At 61.8% G+C, this 18,188-nt stretch carries 14 protein-coding genes and 1 tRNA gene; 6 read left to right on the forward strand and 9 right to left on the reverse strand.

All coding sequences use genetic code 11. The annotated features are described in order from the left end of the window. The first annotated feature begins 570 nt into the window (after window positions 1–570). Complete coding sequence (locus tag J2T23_RS17390; RefSeq protein ID WP_307362025.1) at window positions 571–1,761, forward strand: hypothetical protein; 1,191 nt, start codon at window positions 571–573, stop codon at window positions 1,759–1,761. Between the two features lie 81 nt (window positions 1,762–1,842). Here J2T23_RS17390 and J2T23_RS17395 read toward each other — a convergent pair whose 3' ends face one another. Further along, window positions 1,843–2,850 carry an NYN domain-containing protein gene (locus J2T23_RS17395; protein ID WP_307362026.1) on the reverse strand — a complete coding sequence of 336 codons (1,008 nt, stop codon included), beginning with the start codon at window positions 2,848–2,850 and terminating at the stop codon, window positions 1,843–1,845. A 118-nt stretch (window positions 2,851–2,968) separates the two neighbouring features. Here J2T23_RS17395 and J2T23_RS17400 point away from each other — a divergent pair, with 118 nt between their 5' ends. Genes J2T23_RS17400 through J2T23_RS17410 form a run of 3 tightly spaced genes read left to right on the forward strand, consistent with a single transcriptional unit; the run spans window position 2,969 to window position 4,667 of the window. Beyond that, a complete protein-coding gene (locus J2T23_RS17400; protein ID WP_307362030.1) occupies window positions 2,969–3,673 on the forward strand; it encodes an SOS response-associated peptidase in 705 nt (234 codons plus the stop codon). Then, window positions 3,670–4,062, forward strand: coding sequence for a hypothetical protein (locus J2T23_RS17405; RefSeq protein WP_307362032.1), 393 nt, complete (start codon window positions 3,670–3,672; stop codon window positions 4,060–4,062). The genes J2T23_RS17400 and J2T23_RS17405 overlap by 4 nt, the downstream gene beginning before the upstream one ends. After that, on the forward strand, window positions 4,059–4,667 hold the full coding sequence (locus J2T23_RS17410; protein WP_307362035.1) for a suppressor of fused domain protein: 609 nt from the start codon (window positions 4,059–4,061) through the stop codon (window positions 4,665–4,667). The genes J2T23_RS17405 and J2T23_RS17410 overlap by 4 nt, the downstream gene beginning before the upstream one ends. A gap of 500 nt (window positions 4,668–5,167) precedes the next feature. Here the strand turns inward: J2T23_RS17410 and J2T23_RS17415 are convergent, their stop codons facing one another. Both J2T23_RS17415 and J2T23_RS17420 read right to left on the reverse strand, forming a co-directional pair. Continuing rightward, entirely contained in the window at window positions 5,168–6,547 is a 1,380-nt protein-coding gene (locus J2T23_RS17415) for a recombinase family protein (RefSeq protein WP_307362038.1), read from the reverse strand. A 2,125-nt stretch (window positions 6,548–8,672) separates the two neighbouring features. Further along, window positions 8,673–10,331 (reverse strand): hypothetical protein, encoded by a 1,659-nt coding sequence (locus J2T23_RS17420; RefSeq protein WP_307362041.1) that lies wholly within the window; start codon window positions 10,329–10,331, stop codon window positions 8,673–8,675. Between the two features lie 690 nt (window positions 10,332–11,021). Here J2T23_RS17420 and J2T23_RS17425 point away from each other — a divergent pair. Beyond that, window positions 11,022–11,399: a hypothetical protein gene (locus tag J2T23_RS17425; RefSeq protein ID WP_307362044.1), complete on the forward strand. Its 378-nt coding sequence runs from the start codon at window positions 11,022–11,024 to the stop codon at window positions 11,397–11,399. Window positions 11,400–11,819: 420 nt separating this feature from the next. On the opposite strand, the gene J2T23_RS17430 is transcribed toward J2T23_RS17425, so the two are convergent. From J2T23_RS17430 to J2T23_RS17450, 5 genes are all read right to left on the reverse strand, one after another. Then, a complete protein-coding gene (locus tag J2T23_RS17430; RefSeq protein WP_307362047.1) occupies window positions 11,820–12,869 on the reverse strand; it encodes an SHOCT domain-containing protein in 1,050 nt (349 codons plus the stop codon). Window positions 12,870–13,191: 322 nt separating this feature from the next. Beyond that, the gene (locus tag J2T23_RS17435) at window positions 13,192–13,983 is read right to left on the reverse strand and encodes an HNH endonuclease family protein (protein ID WP_307362050.1); all 792 of its coding nucleotides are present in this window, start codon (window positions 13,981–13,983) and stop codon (window positions 13,192–13,194) included. A 73-nt stretch (window positions 13,984–14,056) separates the two neighbouring features. Next, window positions 14,057–14,326, reverse strand: coding sequence for a hypothetical protein (locus tag J2T23_RS17440; RefSeq protein WP_307362052.1), 270 nt, complete (start codon window positions 14,324–14,326; stop codon window positions 14,057–14,059). A 105-nt stretch (window positions 14,327–14,431) separates the two neighbouring features. Further along, window positions 14,432–15,565 carry a tyrosine-type recombinase/integrase gene (locus J2T23_RS17445; RefSeq protein WP_307362054.1) on the reverse strand — a complete coding sequence of 378 codons (1,134 nt, stop codon included), beginning with the start codon at window positions 15,563–15,565 and terminating at the stop codon, window positions 14,432–14,434. Window positions 15,566–15,652: 87 nt separating this feature from the next. Then, window positions 15,653–15,734, reverse strand: a tRNA-Leu gene (locus J2T23_RS17450). Between the two features lie 201 nt (window positions 15,735–15,935). Between J2T23_RS17450 and J2T23_RS17455 the strand changes: the two genes are divergently transcribed. After that, on the forward strand, window positions 15,936–16,541 hold the full coding sequence (locus J2T23_RS17455; protein WP_009358190.1) for an ANTAR domain-containing response regulator: 606 nt from the start codon (window positions 15,936–15,938) through the stop codon (window positions 16,539–16,541). A 119-nt stretch (window positions 16,542–16,660) separates the two neighbouring features. On the opposite strand, the gene pyk is transcribed toward J2T23_RS17455, so the two are convergent. Then, window positions 16,661–18,169 (reverse strand): pyruvate kinase, encoded by a 1,509-nt coding sequence (pyk, locus tag J2T23_RS17460; RefSeq protein ID WP_141160734.1) that lies wholly within the window; start codon window positions 18,167–18,169, stop codon window positions 16,661–16,663. Window positions 18,170–18,188 lie beyond the last annotated feature (19 nt).

The raw sequence follows: 18,188 nt of genomic DNA on the forward strand, positions 1-18,188 counted from the left end.
CCGATTGCACTCAGCTCTGGGCTTCAACACTCCTGTGGAGCACGAGCTACTGCTCTCCACAGCACAACCTCAGCCGGCACAAGCCGCCTGATCAATTGTCCACGATTTGCGGGCAACCCCAGGGGCCTGAAGCGGGGGCGAGCGGCCCGGTCCTGTTGTCCGGGGATAACCAGGGTTTGTATTACCCGGACCGCCATTGCCGATCGCGGTTATCCCGGGCTTGGGGTTTCTCAGGATCAGAGGCATTTAGAAAGCCAACGAGGCCTTCACCTACGCATGGTTTGGAGTGCTGGACTGCTGCCGGCCGTCCGAGCATCGCTGTCTACCAGCCGTCCAAGGCTACAGTCGTCCCATCGTCACAGGAGCTCCACCGTCACCAATCTAACCCCGAGCCGCACCACCTCCAGCTCAGTCCACGCCTCTCTTGTTCCCTCGGCTTGCCCCAACGACGAGCTCGCGACCCACTCCCGCCGCGACCCCTACTGGGACCGGCTGTGGGCGCCGGGGTCCCAGGCGACCTGGTCCAATCGGCCGCTCCTTCAGCAACGAAAGGAAGCGAATCCAACGTCGGTGAACGCTCGCTACCTGATGGATGAGCACGAGGCCATGCGGCTGCTCACCATCAACCGGGGGCGCAGAGAACGCCTCGCTGCCTGGGGTGTCGTCGACTCCTGGCGCACCGTCTCTGCCGAGCAGCTCGCCGCGATGACCGGTTCCCATCTTTACCTAAACTCGGCGTCGTCAAACGTCGCCGCCTCCATTTCACTCCACCTGCTCGACGTGGGCACCTACTCCGCTCCCGAGGTCTCCGAGGCAGTTCTCAACCGCAACTGCCTGTATAGGCCGTCCAACACGGAGACCTTCGACAAGCTCATCGCGCCCGAGCTCACTTGGCCAGAATGGATCTCCGTCACCGGCGGCTATCCCTGGTCGGGTGGCGGCCAGCACGACAGACACAATTTGCTCTCCACCGAGCTCGCCCTCCGCGCCGCCGAGTACCTACCGATCGGTGCAGTCTTAGGTGAGAAGTTCTCCTCGGTCGACCTGCTCGCCGGCTCCGGGCTCGGCAAGAAAGTGAAGAACCCGGACAACCGTCGGGCCGACGGGACCATCGTCCGCACCGACGGAATGCGGATCGCTTACGAGCTCACAGCGACCGCGTCCAAGTCGCTGGAAAACAAAGTTCGCCGGTGGGCGCAGCTGCTCAGCGAACGCCCCCTGGAAACTTCAGGGCTCACTATCCTTTTCATCGCCGCACCCCACCCCGACCGGCCCAAAGACCGTGCCGGCGATCCCCGTCATGAAATCTACCGCCGGGTCGCCTCTGTGCTGAAGGAGTTTCCCGGCACCAGCACCGACTCCCCTGCAGCGCGTATTGGCATCGCTGCGTGGGACGAGTGGTTCCCTGCCAGGCACGAGCTATCAGAGGACTTCTTTTGCCTCACCGCTAACTTCGCACTCAAAAACGTGCCCGGTCCCGGCAAGTGGGTCAAGCGCAGTCTGCTGGACGAGTACCAGTTCACTGCATGGGAAACCTTCGATGCCACCGCCGTTGTTGACCACGCCCCACTGCTGGCCGCCACCCCCCACTGGATGCGCGCCGAAGACCGAACACACCTGATCCCTTCGCCCATGGAGCGCTCCGGCTTTCCGACGCCGGTCCCCGGCCCGGCCCGGCCCGAGCTCTCCCGCAACCGACCCTTGGGCCATGGCACTGGATCAGCGGGAGATGCGAGGCTTCCTTCTCGCCTACGGCTATAGCGGGCAGGAAAGTTGCTACACGGGGACGGTGGTGACTCTTATTGCTACCTGGTATCCGTTCCCGCGGCGGGCGACAGGTAGTCAGATGAGCTGGTCCAGCTTCGTCCAGAACGCTTCGCGAAGCGCGCGGCGCACCCCTTGCAGATCGGTCTTGTATTCGCCGATCCGCTGCGCGCAGTCCTTCAGCAGCACCCGGTCAATTTCCACCGGCAGAATGGGCCGGTCGGCCAAGAGCTCGATGAGTTCACCCTGCGTGATGGTGCCGTACCAGTTGGTGGCGACGCTTTCCCCGACCTCGAAGGCGACGTCCAGGGGGCTGTCCTCCGGCGGCAGGATTGTAGGCCCGGTGCCGCCGGAGCTGTAAACCAAATGAGCCTCGGAGCGGTGCTGCCGCGGCGGGGCCGGCAAGTTGATGCGTCCGCGGGGAGGTGCCGGGCGCGCGGCCATGTCTGACGGGCGGGGTCCCGACGGGGCGGCTGGCGCCGGAGCGGGTGCCGGCGGCAGAACAGCCACGGCCGGTGTGGGCCGCGGCTGTTCGGCCACGGTCTTGGTGAAGCATTCCTCGATCAGGTCCGTGGGCAGGGTGATGATGCTGTCCACGCGCAGCGCCAGGTGCTCGGCGACGGAGGTGACCCCGAGCCGGTGGTTGGGGTTGTCCAGGCCGACCAGGACGACCTTCATGCCCAGGTCCTGGGCTTCCTCAACGGCCTCGGCCAGGTCATCGTCCCCCGACATCAGGAACGCTACCGACGCGGCCCGGTTGCGGGCGACACCGACCAGGTCCAGGCCGAGTTTGAGGTCCACGCCCTTCTGCTCGCCGTTGTACGAGATTCGTCCCAGACGGACCTTCACGTCCGGCAACAGGCCGATGCGCTTGTGCTCATCGGTGAACAGGGCGTCCTTCGACGCGTCGTACCAGTAGACCCGCAGGACATCCAGGCCCGAGTGCTCAGCCGTGCGCTTCAGGATGCCCTGGACGAGCTTGTCGTAGTCGACCCTGAACGCCGAGCGCAGGGAAGTGCCGGCGACGTGCGTGCCGCCTACTGCGATGAGGAAGCCGGCATCAACGAAGATCGCACTCTGGGTCATGGACTCCAACGTACATGTGCACTCCGACTGCTGAGGTCCGGCGCCGCATAGTGTCTTCGATTAGCCATTCAGGCTGGTGCTCTCCAACCGTCGGCGGGTGATCAGGCAGAATGGGCCCATGTGCGGCAGATACGTGATGTCCAAGGCCACCGGTGACCTGCTGAGCCACTTTGAGGCCAAGGAGGTGGAGGGCACGCCGCCTCCGCCAAGCTGGAACGTGGCGCCTACCCAGGCGGTACCAATTGTGGCTGAGCGTCTGGATGAGGGAACCCTTGACCGGCACCTGCTGATCGCGAAGTGGGGTCTGGTCCCCTCCTGGGCGAAGGACATCAAGATTGGCGCCAAGATGATCAACGCGCGCAGCGAATCGATCCTGGAGAAGCCATCGTTCCGGAAGGCTGCCGTCAAGCGCAGGGCCATCGTTCCGGCCGAGGGCTACTACGAGTGGCAGAAGACCGAGGACGGCAAGAAGATCCCGAACTACCTGTACTCCGAGAAGGAGCCCCTGCTGGGCTTCGCCGGCCTGTACGAATGGTGGGCCGATCCGGCCCTGCCGGAGGACGACCCGGAGCGCTGGCTGCTCAGCTGCACCGTCCTGACCACCACGGCCCAGGACGCCCTGGGGCACGTGCACGACCGGAGCCCGGTCATCATCCCGCGGGACCGTTTCGCCGAGTGGCTGGACCCGGACCTGACCGACAAGGCCGACATCCAGCACCTGCTCGATTCGCTGCCGGAGCCGATCCTGATCCCGCGAATCATCAGCACCCGGGTCAACAGCGTTAGAAACAACGGACCCGAGCTGATCGATCCGGCCGAGTGAGCGGCTTCAAGACCGTCGTCGCGTTTCCGAATGCCCTGATGTGGCTCATGTCCGAGGACGACCAGGAGCTCGTCATCCCCGACATCGACGGCGTCGCCAATTTTTGGACCAGCCAGAACGCTTGGGGAGTCGCCGTCCAGCACGATATTGATGGTCCGGTGACAGCGACCATTGGGCCGACCCCGCCTGAGGACCCCTCCCTGATGCAACTCCATCAGGGCCTCCTGCACTCCAGCCGGCGGCTCATCGATGTCCAGACCGTCTACCTCGACAGCATCGCCACGTTCAGGACAAGAACCCAGGACGCCGCCACCAGCATCTGGGGAGATGACCCCGGCCAGCCGGAACACGTCCACATTCAATGCCCGGACATCGAGGAGATGCTGTGATCGACGAGCTGCACGAGCACTACACCAATGCCATCGGCGCCGAGCCGGTCCTGCACGAGATGAACACCCGGACCGGGAAGCGCATGGGTGTCTTTGAATGGCCCGCAGGCACAACCAGGCTCGGGGTCCACCTCTACGCCTCCGCGGGCGCCGGCCACTACCGGAAGGACGACCACCGGCACGCCGTGGAACTGTTCGCCGGTGTAAACCACGGCGGACAGGAAGTCCTGAAAGCCTTCGCCAACATGGCCCTGAACGTCCGCGAGTCCGGGACAGTCCCACAGCACGGCGTCTTCGTTGCAGGTGACTGGAATATCATCGAGAGCCGGAAATTCACTGGCTGGGTTCTCACGGAGCGGCCGGACGACTTCATGCCCCAGCTGGACCTGCCGGACGGGCACGTGGTCTTCCTGGACGCCCTACCCGTTTTCCCCGAAGAAGCCGAATACAGGCACGGCAACCGGTCCGACGACCTCTTCGACATCTGGGAAGCCGAGGGCGTGAAGTCCTGGGACCTGGACCGGGAGCTGCCGGCCGGAATCGAGCCGGGGCGAAAAGGCATCTCGGCCTGGTTTTCCGGGCGCTCGAGCAACGTAGATGATTGAAGGTCCACAGATACAGGAGACCATTCATGCCGTAGATCCCTTGCGGGCACGCAACCAGAACATGGGACTTACGAGGTAGGCGAAGATAAGCCGCTTTGACCGTCTGAAGCCAAACAGCCATCTTCGGCGAAAATCCGTCAACAGTTGGTGAGGTAGTCCTCTACTCGTTCCGGCTGGCGTCTTGGTCGGAGGGGTTACTCTGAGCGTCATGCGGACCGCGGCAGGTCTGCGTTTGACAGTTGTGCCGGGCCACCCTGAACAGGAGAGCTGTCGCGCACTCACGCCGCGGGGCTTCCTTGAGCGGCATCTCCGCGTGCTTTTTCTGCGGCCACTCGGTCTACGGCGCCAAGAGTTCTTGCATGGAGTGCCGGGTCGAGCGAGACCGTTCCGCTCAGACCTTGGGCGGTCCTGGTAGCGACGATCCAGTCGATGATGCTTTCCTCGTTTGTGTCCATGCTGCTCTCTATGCATGGGTCGGCAGCACGGCTGTCGCTGGGCGCTCAAACCCTCCATTCGGGGACGAGCCGACCAGGATCGAAGGACTTCAAACCGGTTACCTGGCGTCTCGGAATGACGACGACTTTGACAAAGATGTCGTCCAGAACGGCCCGACGGGCACTAGTCGTCATATCGGGCCAGGCATCCCTCAGCATGGCGCCCGTCGTCAATTCCCGGGGCCGGACGATAGGGACAGGGTATTGGGCTTTCTGCCGCTCTACGGCTGCCCTCGCCGCCAACCATTCGTTCCGCGAAATGACCCCGCTGCCGTAGTCCGCGGCGAGCTCTTCCAGACGGGCGTCCAGGGCGCCGATCTTTTCCAGCCACTCCCCCGTTCTGTCTTCCTCGTCCACGACTCGCGCGTCTTGAAACTGGAAGGCCGCCTCGGCAAGCCATGCCTCTGTTTCAGCTGCAACGATGGTTGTTCCGCCGCACGCCGCTGCTCCAGCGTTCCGGGGGCATCGGTATGAAGGCTTCTTGCTCTTGCCGTTTATGGATTTCACCATTCCGGTTCCGCATTTGCTGCAGACCAGCAACCCTGTCAGCAGGTGTTTTCGGGCACCTCCACGTTTCTTGCCTTCGGTGCGGCCCGGGGCCAATTTGGCTCTGAGCATCGCCAGCGTTTCTTCGGACACAATGGCCTCCCACTGACCCTTGGCGGCGATCTTTCCGTGGTGAACGCGGAGTCCGGCTATGCGGGGTGCTTTGAGGATGTTTCTAATGCTTGCTGCCCGCCAGTTTGCTCCCTGGGCGGTAGGAATTCCACGCGCTGTCAGATCTCGGGCTATCGCGTTATGGCCCTCACCATGCAGGACACGAGCAGCCATCTCTCGAATCACCGCAGCTTCTGCTTCAACTATTTTCCCGTCAGCCGTGTATCCGTAACAGGCACGGCCAGTCCATGCACCAGCTTCAGCAAGCTCAAGGTGTTTCCTCTGAATCCGAGCTTTAGTTTTCGCTACTTCCGCAGCCGCGAATGCCGTAACGACCCGTGCGACCGTCTTGCCATCAGGGGAGCTCAGATCAATCGTTCCACTCATCACGGAATGAACGTTGATTCCGGTCCGAGCGGCCAGGTCGATCCAGTCTTCGAGCTCTCTCGGGTTTCGGTGCAGGCGATCGGCAGCGTATACAACGACCACGTCGACAGCCTTCGCTTCCATCAGCGCCTTCAGCCGTTCGTAGCCACGTCGGTATTTCCCCCCGGAAGCCGATACGTCGTTATCTTCAAACTCCTCGACGACAGTCCAGCCGTACTTTTCTGCCAGTGCCCGGCAGTCCTTCAGCTGCCGGGCAACACCCAGGCCTTCCAATGCCATGTCCTTGGAGATACGGGTGTAGATGGCGGCGCGAGCGTTTTCGCCCTCTCGATGATTGTGCATGCTGGTATCTATGCAGGAATGGCCGCGGCGGCTGATGTTCTTGCTGCTGAGGCTAGAACTGCCGCAATTGAACGAAGCGTATCGTCAGGCGGTGTGGACTCCTCGGCGTCACGAACTGGACCGAACGGGTCACATCTCCACGGCACGAGTCGTCGTCCTCTGGAATGTAAACAACTTCGGGTGACAGCAAAGGCGAGGTGAAGTCCCGTATGAAATGTTCTACAGCAGCGGCATCGATCTGTTGATGCTGAACCTCGACAACGACACCCTGCCCGTGTGACCAATAGGTGCTCACTACACGAGGACGCAGTTCACTTATCAAACCGATCCGACGGAGCAGAGCGCTTTGCCACACTGGGTCCTCTGGAAGGCCGTTCTTGTGATGTTCCATCTCCATGCTTGTCCAGCTTGCAGGATGGCGGACCGCCAGGCATATACCAAGTCGATGTTCCTCAACCAGCCCTGACTGGTGACCCAATTCCCATTCCCGGGCACTAGTGCCCTTGAGGATGATTTCAGCATCCAGTTCGTGCCGGAGGAGGCTGAGGCCGACCGGATGAGGGCGGACTCTAAGTCCAGGAACGCCGTATAGCTCCGCTGATACATGTGGGGACTCGAGTACGGGCATGAGGTCCAGGGCTAACCTGGGAAGCAGCGCGGAAGCCACTGGCCCAAGCATCAGGCTGTTTGGTGTGGGCGCCACCTTGCCTAAGTCGAAGAGGTGGTCCGCCCCGTCCATCGTGCTGGGAAATAGGTCACCAATCTTGGAAAGCAGTGCCCCTTCCAACTCTTCCTGGGGCGGGGTAGGGGCGCAGACGATTGGAAAGCCTTGGGCCGTGTGGAGTCTGAGTGCTTGTGCATAGCTTTGCCCAGTAGCACGAGCCACAAGGCGCGTTGTCTTCTTCAGGTTTTTTGCAACGGCCACAGGAATCCTCCGATTTGTCCTGCCGACCCAGGAATCAGAAGATGTGCACAATCAGGAAAACCGCTAAGAAAAAGTCGAGCGTTAGCCACCGGGGCCCTTTTAGCGAAACAGCCCCGGTCGGGGGGCTGATGTCTACGGTTGCTCGTAACCTCAGATAGAGGATACACGTTCTGTCTCCACATATTGCCGTTTTTCAAGCTTCGTATGGGTCCAATCACTCCTAAACTGGCGGCTGTGACCAACACCGTCACGAGTAAGTAGGGCGATTTGGTCTCTACACTCCCTAAGCAGCCAGGCCTTACACGAGACATGGAAGTCGCCGCTAAGGACCGGAGAAGTCCGGCGTACCGGCGACACCCGCACGGGATTTTCAATCGGTTTACGGCTGACAAGCTGCCCCTACAGAGGGAAAGCGCCCGATCCATGGACGGGACGGGGTGGCGTCCCTTGACACGCTCCCCGTTCAGTTATGGGGCCGCCACATCGCAGCGCAGCACTCCGGGCTGCAACAAGAGTCGTCAGCCATCACCTGCAACTGTGCTCAAGTGGAACCTCTCCTGTTTCGGGCGGCAATGCTTCGAGTGTCCGGAAGACGTTCGTTGGGGTGGGGATGCCTACACCAAGGTGTATCCGTAGATTTCCCAGGACAGGCGAGCCAAAACGGGATCGGCTCTGAGTGTCCCCTTGACCGGAAGGAGAGGGTGTTTCTTTTCTTCAGACCGGACGGCCGCCCACCGGTTTTACTGGCCTTTCTTCAACGCAGTCCTATGTTCTCCGAACAGCACGATGTATCGTAGGCCGGCCGCTCCCAAGGCCGAGGAACAGGCCAGCTCCGGCGATAAGGGCAAGTGCGGCGACTAGGGCAAGCCGCTGCCCGGCCACGGGTTTCTGACTGCCCCGTTAGCTTCTCGTATCCCAGTGACGGGCAAGCATCACCACCCCAACGGGCAGCGCAGCTGTTCCTGCGGCCAAGTCCTGAAATTTAGGGAGTTGAATTGACGCGGATCTAATCGGGCAACGACGAGCGGGCCAGCCCTCTGGAAGGCGGGGATGCAGATTCCTTGCCCCAGGCGCTTCCGGTATCGCAGGGGCGCTAAGAGGACTCCGTGTTGCAGCTGATCCGTACTGGCGGTAAAAACTCGTAAGCCTACGGTGCGAAAACGCGCGCCCGTCCAATGGACGAAGCGGGCTTCGGGGCTGTCAGAAGGAGTAACGGCTCTTCGTGGTCTCCATGACGAGGCCGCCGTTCACCAGATACGCGGCCCTCCGCGCCTCGGGGAGATCGACCTTCCAGCCTTGGAATGACTCCAAGTCGAACACAGCACAGGTTTTCCGGGTTTTCAGGAGTACGTGTTTGCCTATGACTTCCGGAATCTGATTGAACTCCGCCTGCTTATACTCGACCGGCTCCCCACCGTTCGCCTGGAAGAACCTCATGCCGACCAAGCCGGCGATGCCTCCCGGTGTCTCGCGCAATAACATCGGCGCCTGGTCCATGTTCCACGACCTGGTCAAGTCCCCGTTGAACTTCATCTTGAGCAGAAGCCCGGAGTAAGCACCGATGAACACATCGTCGCCACCGGCCGCCAACTGCACGAAGTATGCCCAGTCCGGGCGCGAACTGCTGCCCACGGAAACACCCTCGTAAAGGTGTTCCCTAACTGCCTCGTTGAGTCGAAGGGCTGCGACCACTTCGCCGTCGAACTTGTAGACGAAGACATGGTCGATAACGCTCACCACCAGGAGTCCTTGGGCAATTGAGGCATGAACGGAGCGCACAGCCGAACTCGGCTGGAGGCTCCTGTCCCCGAACTTGCGCATCACGTCCAGTACTTCCGGGGATGAGCCCATATCGAAAGCGGCTACTAACCTCGCGTCAAGAGAGTAGATGCGGGCGATGACATCGCTGTCGACGGACACGACGCAATCACCCTGAGGGTCAGACCTAAACCGGCCCGGTTCCAAGTCAACCGCATCAAGGACGGAGCCGTCCGGGCCAATTACCTCGGTGGGAAAATAGCGCGACCCGTCAGCCCGCTTCCCGAAACCGGTCTGCAGCCAGGTGTTGGCCCCCGCCGACAAAGGCTCGGCCGTTCGCGTGCGCTGCAATGCCTTAGCAAGGGGGGTTCCGGCCGGGGTTGCGGTGGTCCACCCGTCGAGGGGACTTTCGCCGTCGGCGGGTCGACCGGCGTCCACTGAACCCCAACGCGGCGGAAGCTCCAGGAGACGCGCTTCGGCCACTTTCATACCCTTCCTGAAAGGGACAGGCTTCGCCGGGGAAGGCGCAGGTTCAGGGGCTGTGCGGTGGAAGAGGATCTTGGTGCCCTTGGTTTCAACGATCAACTGCCCGGCGTCCCGCATGGCTCGCCAGACCGATCGAAGCCGGACACGGTCCTCGGCTGAAAAGACCTTGCGCACGTCCTTAATGTCGGTCAGCTCTTTTGCTGCAACAATTTCCCGGACTTTGGCCACTATGCGAAGGTAATCATCGCTGCAGGGCTTCGGTTCTTCCGATCCGAAGCGGCCGCAGAAGCTGTCCAGAATGGCCAGGGAGCCTATGTCACCAAGCGCTGCGGCATATGCGAGGGCACCTTGGTCAGTGAGCGGGTAAGCGAAGTAAGAGGTGACGCCCTTAGCACGGTCATAGTCGGAGACCTCTAGCTTGCGAAGCTCCCTAAAGGACTCCGGCATCAGAGCCGGGTTCTTCTCCGCCGCAGGTATTTCGGTCGGCATCAGGCTGACGGCGCAATGGAAGGCGGTGGCCGCGGCGGCGGGCTTGGAAGCGTCCAGTGCACCTTGCACAATCTGCCAGACGTCCCAGTACGGATGAAGTGTGGTTTGATCCCCAGTCGCATTCACCCGGCCATTCTGTCAGAGTCAGGGCGGAAACGAATGCCGGCGCGAGGCAGGGGTCAGAAGCAGTGGTAGCTCATCTCGTGCATGACCCGCGTCGTCTCATCACGCTTCGCCTTCCGCACACTGTAGACCTGCCACCAACCCAGGCCTGGTCTGAACACCAAGAGGTGGCCGGGCATAGGGGTGCAACATGGGAAGTCGAATAGCAGCCGCAATACTCAATCGCAGCGATCCTCGCGGTTGCCGGGTGCGGCGTCAGGCTGACCCGCCCTCGGTGCTGTCCCGTTCTCATGCAGACCTGAGCGTTATCCACGGCGACGAAGGCGCAAAGACCATCGTCCTCGACGCCCCCTCACGGAGCAAGCAGACCCGCGCCCTCCAAGGTGTCCTCGGTGCTGACGGGGCAGGGCGCATCACGATTCGTGATCTGGACGGATACACGAGCAGGTTGTGATCTCAGCCTATCCATCCCGCTAGGACACCGAATGTTCGTCTACCAGTCTCTTTCTTCGACCCGATCAACGTCGAGGAGAACAGCAGCGCGGCGCCGATCAAGCGGACGATGAGGAGTGTCTCATGGAGAACTTTCTGGCGGACGGGTGATCCGGGCCCATGGGCGTGGACTCGCCGGTTCCTCTCGCCAGGCCAACGGACAGCGCTGTTACGCTGTGACGAAAAACTGGGAGGAAGATCATGCCTGCACCGTCACCCGAGCACGCGCCGATCCTGCGCGAGATGTCCGAGGAAATCCTCAAAGTGGAACCGAATGCCTCCTTCTTCACCTGGCACATCCTGGAAGCGTGGGTGACCACCAAGTTCGAGTTCCCTCGGGTTTACATCACCGCCCTGTATGACGACGCCGGCCAATGGATCGGCGGCGAATCGTTCGACGAACCTACGAACAAAGTGGTGGCCAAGTACCAGGAGCGGCTCGGATGGCAGTCCCGGGAGGAGGGCATCGGCTTCGCCTACTCGGTCAAGGAAGCCAAGGAGATAACCGATGTGGAGGGTACCGGCACGCTGGATCCGGAATTCGAGGGCCGGTCTGGCCTGGAAATGTTCAGCTACTGAGCACGGGGCCCGAGACAGCAAAACGCCCCGGCACCATATCGGCTATCGAGGCGTTGCCGTCGAAATGTCGGGGGGTTCTCCCCAGCCGTAGACGTGGCTGGCGACGAATAGGCGGTAGCAGGCACCGCCCGTGACCATGTCCCGAACTTCACCGAGTGGCGTCTGCATGGTCCGCTGCACGATGTTGCCCTCACGGAAACCACTTGCACGGGCAAAATCCGGGGAGCTTCCTCCCCCATCGGTGCGGCAGTAGCGCTTCCGGGCACCTCCGGCACGGAGCTGGAAATGCTCAGCTCATCGCAAACGTTGTCAAGCTTGAGGAACCGTGGTGCAGGCGTCGCAAGAGGTTACAAGGACCTCTGTACGAAAGGCCCAGCCACAGCTCTCTTCGGTGGTTGGCACGGCGCCGAAGGGCAATTTCTAGCCTTCAAGCAGCTTCGCCTTGGCGCTCGTGAACTCGTCCTCGGTGAGTAAGCCGTCCCGGTGCAGCGCGGCTAGGTCGCGGAGTTGATCGGCCAGTGACGCCGTAGGTGCTGCGGGAGCCACCGAGGCACGGGACTGAGGTTCTCCGTCTGGCAGCGTACCCGACATGGAGTTCACGCGCACCGCTAGGTCGGTGACGCGATCGGCCGCTGCGGGGTCAGTGGGGACCACCAACTTCCACTGCGGGTGGCTCAGAACGAAGTTCACGGCCCTCGGGAGCACCGCGCGCACCGCCATTCGTGTCAACGAAGGCTTTGTCAAGGTCTCCGTGTTGCCGCCGTCCTCGACTAATGCTGTGACGTCAGCATCCAGTGGTCTGACTGTGGTCTCAACCAAATCTTTGACCCGTCTCTTGCAGAGGATTCGGTCACTCATCAACTTGAGTTCTTCGCCGATCTCGCCCAAGTCTTCGACGTCTCGGCGTAGCCGTCCTGCGTCCATTCGTGCATGGATCTCCGCCGATAGCCACTCGCCCGCTGAGGACCCACTGACGGAGGAGATGATGCGCTCCGACCGCGCAATGGCAAGTTCCTCGCCGATCATGTCGCCCTGTTCCCCGCAGTGCTCGGCGTGGTCCAAGGCCAGCAGGGCCTGTTGACGCAGGTGTGCATGCTGCTCGCCGAAGTTGGGTGCAACCAACGGGATAGAACTCGGGGCCTCCGCGTTGCCTGCGAGTGTCGTCGCGACTGCTTCAAGGAGCCGTTTCACCTTTCCGCGATCGGCGGCGGCGCTTGAACCTTGGTACGAGATCCCCTTGATGACGAACGCCGAGACCACGGTTCCGTTGAAGAAGGGCGTCGGCCGGAGTACCCATGATAAGCCGCCCGGAGCGAGGATCGGCATCTTAAAGTCAAAGCGCAGCGCGTCGCCGTCGCGTTCCAGGCGTTTGACGCGCTCGTGCTCAGTACATGCCGCTTCGAGCACCGACATCACCTCATCGACTGGATGGGCGTACTGACACATCTCAAGTTCGAGTTCATTCGCCATCTTCGCTCCCCTTCAAACTCGCACGCCGGTCATGAGCCACGATAAGCCGGGTATGGAAAGCCATACTATGGTTGGTAGCCATACTAGGCGGCCAATTCGCGCGCTTGACGCGAACTTGCCTCCCAGGCATTCACGCCCGGGCGACCACTACAGCTAGCAGGCCCAGCGCTCCGGCGCGTTGGGAGCGCCTCCCTCTCCCGACACCTCGCTCGTGAAGGTACACGTCTTTTGAGCAGTGCCGCATCAGCCGTAGCAAATGTGTGTACCTTATGGCCTTGACGATCCAGGCAAAGGAACGCCCATGCTGGTGATCGCATCATGGCTACTGGCAAACCTTCAGGATGCCGGCGATGGCGTCTCGCTCGGCCTGCGTGAACCAGAGACTGTATTTCACTTTGACTACTGTCTGCCGCTCTACATATTCACATCGGAACGCCTTGTTCGGCGGAAGCCATGTGGCGGCATCCTTGTCGCCTTTGGCGCTGTTGGTAGGCCCGTCAGCAGCCGTGAGGTTTAGCGGGTCGTTCGCGAGTTCTTTACGCTGGACCGCGCTTAGCTGCTGGGCACCTTTCTGCCATGCGTCGCTGAGTGGGACGATGTGGTCGATCTGGATGTCTGAGCTGGTGTCCTGGCCGCGGACGAATTTGATAGTGGCGCCCGTGTACTTATCCGCCAGAGTGCCGGTCGCGACGACGCAATTGTTTGTGCCGGGTTTGAACGTCTCCCCGGTCAGGTCGCGTGCGAGGATGTCGTTGCGTGTGTCGCAGCCGTTGTGGTCAGTATCGGCCCAAGCGGGCCCGAACTCATCGCGGGTATAGCCAGTCTTCGGGGCTCGGCCCTTGACCGGGATGCTCTCGAGTTGGGCGAGAGCCTGGGCTGCGTCTCGGGCAGGGCCACCGCCCACCGGCTGTCCGGAAGGGTTACTTGGAGCTGATCCGATGCCCGCGATGGCATGCGCGGCAGAGTCACAACCGGCCAACGGACCAACGAGGAACAGGGCGGCGGCAGCGGTCAAGACTGGGGCGATGGAGCGAATGATTGAATGGCCCTTCTTTATTGCGGGAAGTTGTTCCACGCTAACTTCGACCACCTCGCGAAGTCGGTAAGAGGACATGTAGTGCCGGACACATGCTGGAGCACTGTAGGAATCAGACTGCAAGGCGCTGGTCAGTTCACCTCAGTTCACCTCAGTTCACCGTGGCCAGGCGACCCTTGGAACGGGTCCCTATGAGCCGCTGCTTGGTCAGGGGGTGCTCCGTTGATTGCTTGGACTCCGCGCCGGGAAGGATCTCACTCAATCTCGCAATTTCCCGGATGTGCTCTGACGTAAAGATGATCTTTCCCTTGCCCCAGCAAGCGTGAGGGAACTTTCCGCTGGTCGCGCCGTCACGCAGCCAAGACTCAGTGCAGCGCATCAGCGCTGCTGCTTCGGCAGGCTCAAAAAATTCGATATCCACAGCGTCTCCCAGGAATAGGTGCACGTTTCCCAGTTCATGCACCCGGCAGGACTCGCCAACATGACCGAGATCCGTAGTCGCCGGCGCCGACCCCCTGAAGGCTCGCTACAGCCGCTGGAAAGCCGTCACGGACCGCTCAGTGGCGTCGGCACCCACCTGCAATGCCTCAGGCATCAAGTGCCCGTAAACCTGCTCGGTGGTCTTCGTGGAGGCGTGCCCGAGCCGGCGCGAGATAGTGAATAGGGGGACGCCGTCCTGGATCAGCCAGGACGCGTGCGTGTGGCGCAGGTCGTGGATTCGCGGGTTTTTGGTCAAGCCGATTGCTTGGGCCGTTCGAACGGCTGGGAGCCAGTAGTCATCCCAGTAGAGCTTGTGATAGATCCGGTCGCCCTTCGGCGACGTGAACACAAGTTCTTTTCCTGGCCTGCTTGCCACCAAGGGGATCAGGAGCTCAACCAGGGCGGGGTTCAGGCCGATGGTGCGCTTACCGGCTCCGGTCTTGGTCGGGCCAACGTAGAACTGGTTCTGCCCGTCCCGCTTCCATGCCTTGTTGATCCGAGCGGTGGGTGGTTTGGAGAGCAAGTCGACGTCGGCCACGGTAAGGGCAGTGGCCTCGCCAAAGCGGGTACCCGTCATGACAAGGAAATTGGTGAAGGCTTTGTACCGCTCCCCCATGCCCTCCATGATGAGGCTGAACTCAACGTGGGTCAGAAACATGGCCTCATCCTCAGCTTTCTCAATGTTCGGCAACTGCACGCCCCGGCAAGGATTGCGGCTGATGTAGCCCAGCATCTCGGCGGTGTTCATCGCAGCTGAAATCAGACCGTGGATGTTGTGGATCGTCTTGGGCGCCTTACCCTTCGCCAGCATCGACTTCACCCAGTGCGCCATGACGCGATAATCAAGTTTGTCCACTGGAACGTGACCGACGAATGGCCGGATATGGAGGTCCAGCATCGTCTGGTACGTCTTGATCGTCCCACTCGACGGGCGGACCAGCAGGTCGATGTGTTCCTGGATGACGTCCGCCACAGTTGGGGGACGCTTCTCGTTCGTCAGAATGGCGTGCTGGGCGATTTCAAAAGACTGACCGTTGGCATCAAGCAACCGCTTCAGGGTCTCGGCTTCGGCCGCGCTCGGAACTGTCAGGCCCTGCTGCTCGCGGCTCTTCGGGTCCCGCCACAGCACCATGTAGGACGATGAACCGTCCTTTTTGGTGCGTTTGCGAATGCTGGCCACACAGAAAACGGTACGCCGCTGTCAACACTTTGGGCGGATTTGTCAACAGGCAGAGACGAAACAGGCTTCTGACCTGCGGAAACACTGTGCCCGAGGTGGGACTCGAACCCACACACCTTTCGATACCGCATTTTGAGTGCGGCGCGTCTGCCAATTCCGCCACTCGGGCGCGGATTACATGAACCGAAAGTACGCCCACAGCTGACTGTGAGCAACGCGATCGCTTCACGTACGCGGAATTACTCTACATGCAGATAGGCTGAATTCCAGAATCGCGCCGCCGTCGCCGCAAACGAACCCTGCAAGCCAAGTACAGCCGCGGTGGCACCTAAGATAGTGATGTCCCGCCGTACCTTTTCAAGGAGATCCCGTGACTGAACAGACGGAGTCCAAGCCCACGTCCCAGCCGGCGCGCCGCGTCATTGTGGCAGAGGATGAAACCCTCATCCGCCTCGACATCATCGAGATCCTGCGCGGTGAAGGCTATGACGTCGTGGGCGAGGCGGACAACGGCGAGAAGGCCGTCCAGCTCGCCGAGGAACTGAAGCCGGACCTGGTCCTGATGGACGTGAAGATGCCCGTCATGGACGGCATTTCCGCGGCCGAGAAGATCGTCAAGGCCCGCATCGCCCCCGTGGTGCTGCTGACCGCCTTCAGCCAGAAGGAACTGGTGGAGCGTGCCCGCGACGCCGGCGCCATGGCTTACGTGGTCAAGCCCTTCACACCCGCTGACCTCATCCCGGCCCTCGAGATCGCACTCTCCCGCCACGAGGAAATCAAGGCCCTCGAAAGCGAAGTTTCCGACCTCCAGGAGCAGTTCGCCACCCGGAAGCTCGTCGAACGAGCCAAGAGCCTGCTGACCACCAAGATGGGCCTGACGGAACCGGAAGCGTTCCGCTGGATCCAGAAGACTTCCATGGACCGCCGCCTCAGCATGCGCGAGGTCGCCGAAACCATCATCAACCAGGTCAACTAGGCCCCGGCCGGGCCGGGATAGTACGACGACGGCCCGGCCCCAAGGCTCGAACGGTCACCAAACGGCCAGCACAACGAAAAGGACCCCTGCCAACCGGCAGGGGTCCTTTTCGTTGAAGCCTAGGCCTGGGTGGCCTGGTTCTTCTTCTTCTTTTCCGGCCAGGGGCCGAGCTTCTCACGGTTGCTGCCGGGCTCGCCGCCCTGGCTGCCTGCGTCGGCGAGGTCGCCCACCTTGTGGACCTTCAGCATGTTCGTGGAGCCGGCTTTTCCGGGAGGGGAACCGGCGGCAATTACCACCAGGTCGCCGTCGTCCACCAGGTCCATTTCCAGCAGGCTGCGGTCAACCTGGGACGTCATCTCGTCGGTGTGCCCCACCATGGGGACCAGCACCGGCTGGATGCCCCAGGTCAGCGCCAACTGGTTCCACACGTGCTCCACCGGGGTGAAGGCAAACACGGCCTTGATGGGCCGCAGGCGGGAAAGGCGCCGGGCGGAGTCGCCGGACTGGGTGAAGGTACAGATGTACTTGGCATCCAGCTGGTCGGCAATTTCGACGGCGGCACGCGTGATGGCGCCACCACGCGTCTTGGGCTTCGTCCCCAGCGGAGGAACGCGCTCCAGGCCATGGACCTCGGTGGACTCGATGATCCGGGCCATGGTCTTGACCGTCTCGATGGGGTACTTGCCCACGCTGGTCTCACCCGAAAGCATCACGGCGTCAGCACCGTCCAGCACGGCATTGGCGCAGTCGGATGCCTCTGCACGGGTCGGGCGGGGGTTGTCGATCATGGACTCCAGGACCTGGGTGGCCACGATGACCGGCTTGGCCCAGCGGCGTGCCAGCTCCACGGCGCGCTTCTGGACGATCGGCACTTCCTCCAGCGGCAGTTCCACACCGAGGTCGCCACGCGCCACCATGATGGCGTCGAACGCGTCGATGATCTCGGGCAGCTGCTCCACGGCCTGCGGCTTTTCGATCTTGGCGATGACCGGCACGCGGCGGCCTTCCTCGTCCATGATCTCGTGCACGCGGGTGATGTCCGAGGCATCCCGGACGAATGACAGCGCCACCAGGTCAACGCCGCGGCGGATGGCCCAGCGCAGGTCGTCCTCGTCTTTTTCGCTCAGCGCGGGGACGTTGACTGCCACGCCGGGGAGGTTGATGCCCTTGTTGTTGGACACCATGCCGCCGACGGTGACCTCGGCGACCACCTTGACGTCGTCAACCTCGATGGCGCGAAGTGCCACCTTGCCGTCGTCGATCAGCAGGGCGTCGCCCACATTGACGTCCTCGGTGAGGCTCTTCAGTGTGGTGGAGCAGATGTCCTTGGTGCCCGGAACGTCCTCGGTGGTGATGGTGAAGATGTCACCAACAGCGAGGGCGTGCGGGCCGTCAACGAAGCGGCCCAGGCGGATCTTGGGACCCTGCAGGTCGGCCATGATAGCCACTGCCTTGCTCAGGTCGGACGCGGCCTTGCGGACGTTCTCGTAGGTGTTGTCATGCACGGTGTAGTCACCGTGGCTCATGTTCATGCGGGCGACGTCAACGCCGGCTTCCAGCACCGCGAGGGTGTTTTCGTAGCTGGCAATTGCCGGGCCGAACGTAGCCACAATTTTTGCGCGTCTCATATACCTACCCTATTGGTCT

Source organism: Pseudarthrobacter niigatensis (assembly GCF_030812615.1).
Classification (GTDB): domain Bacteria; phylum Actinomycetota; class Actinomycetes; order Actinomycetales; family Micrococcaceae; genus Arthrobacter; species Arthrobacter niigatensis.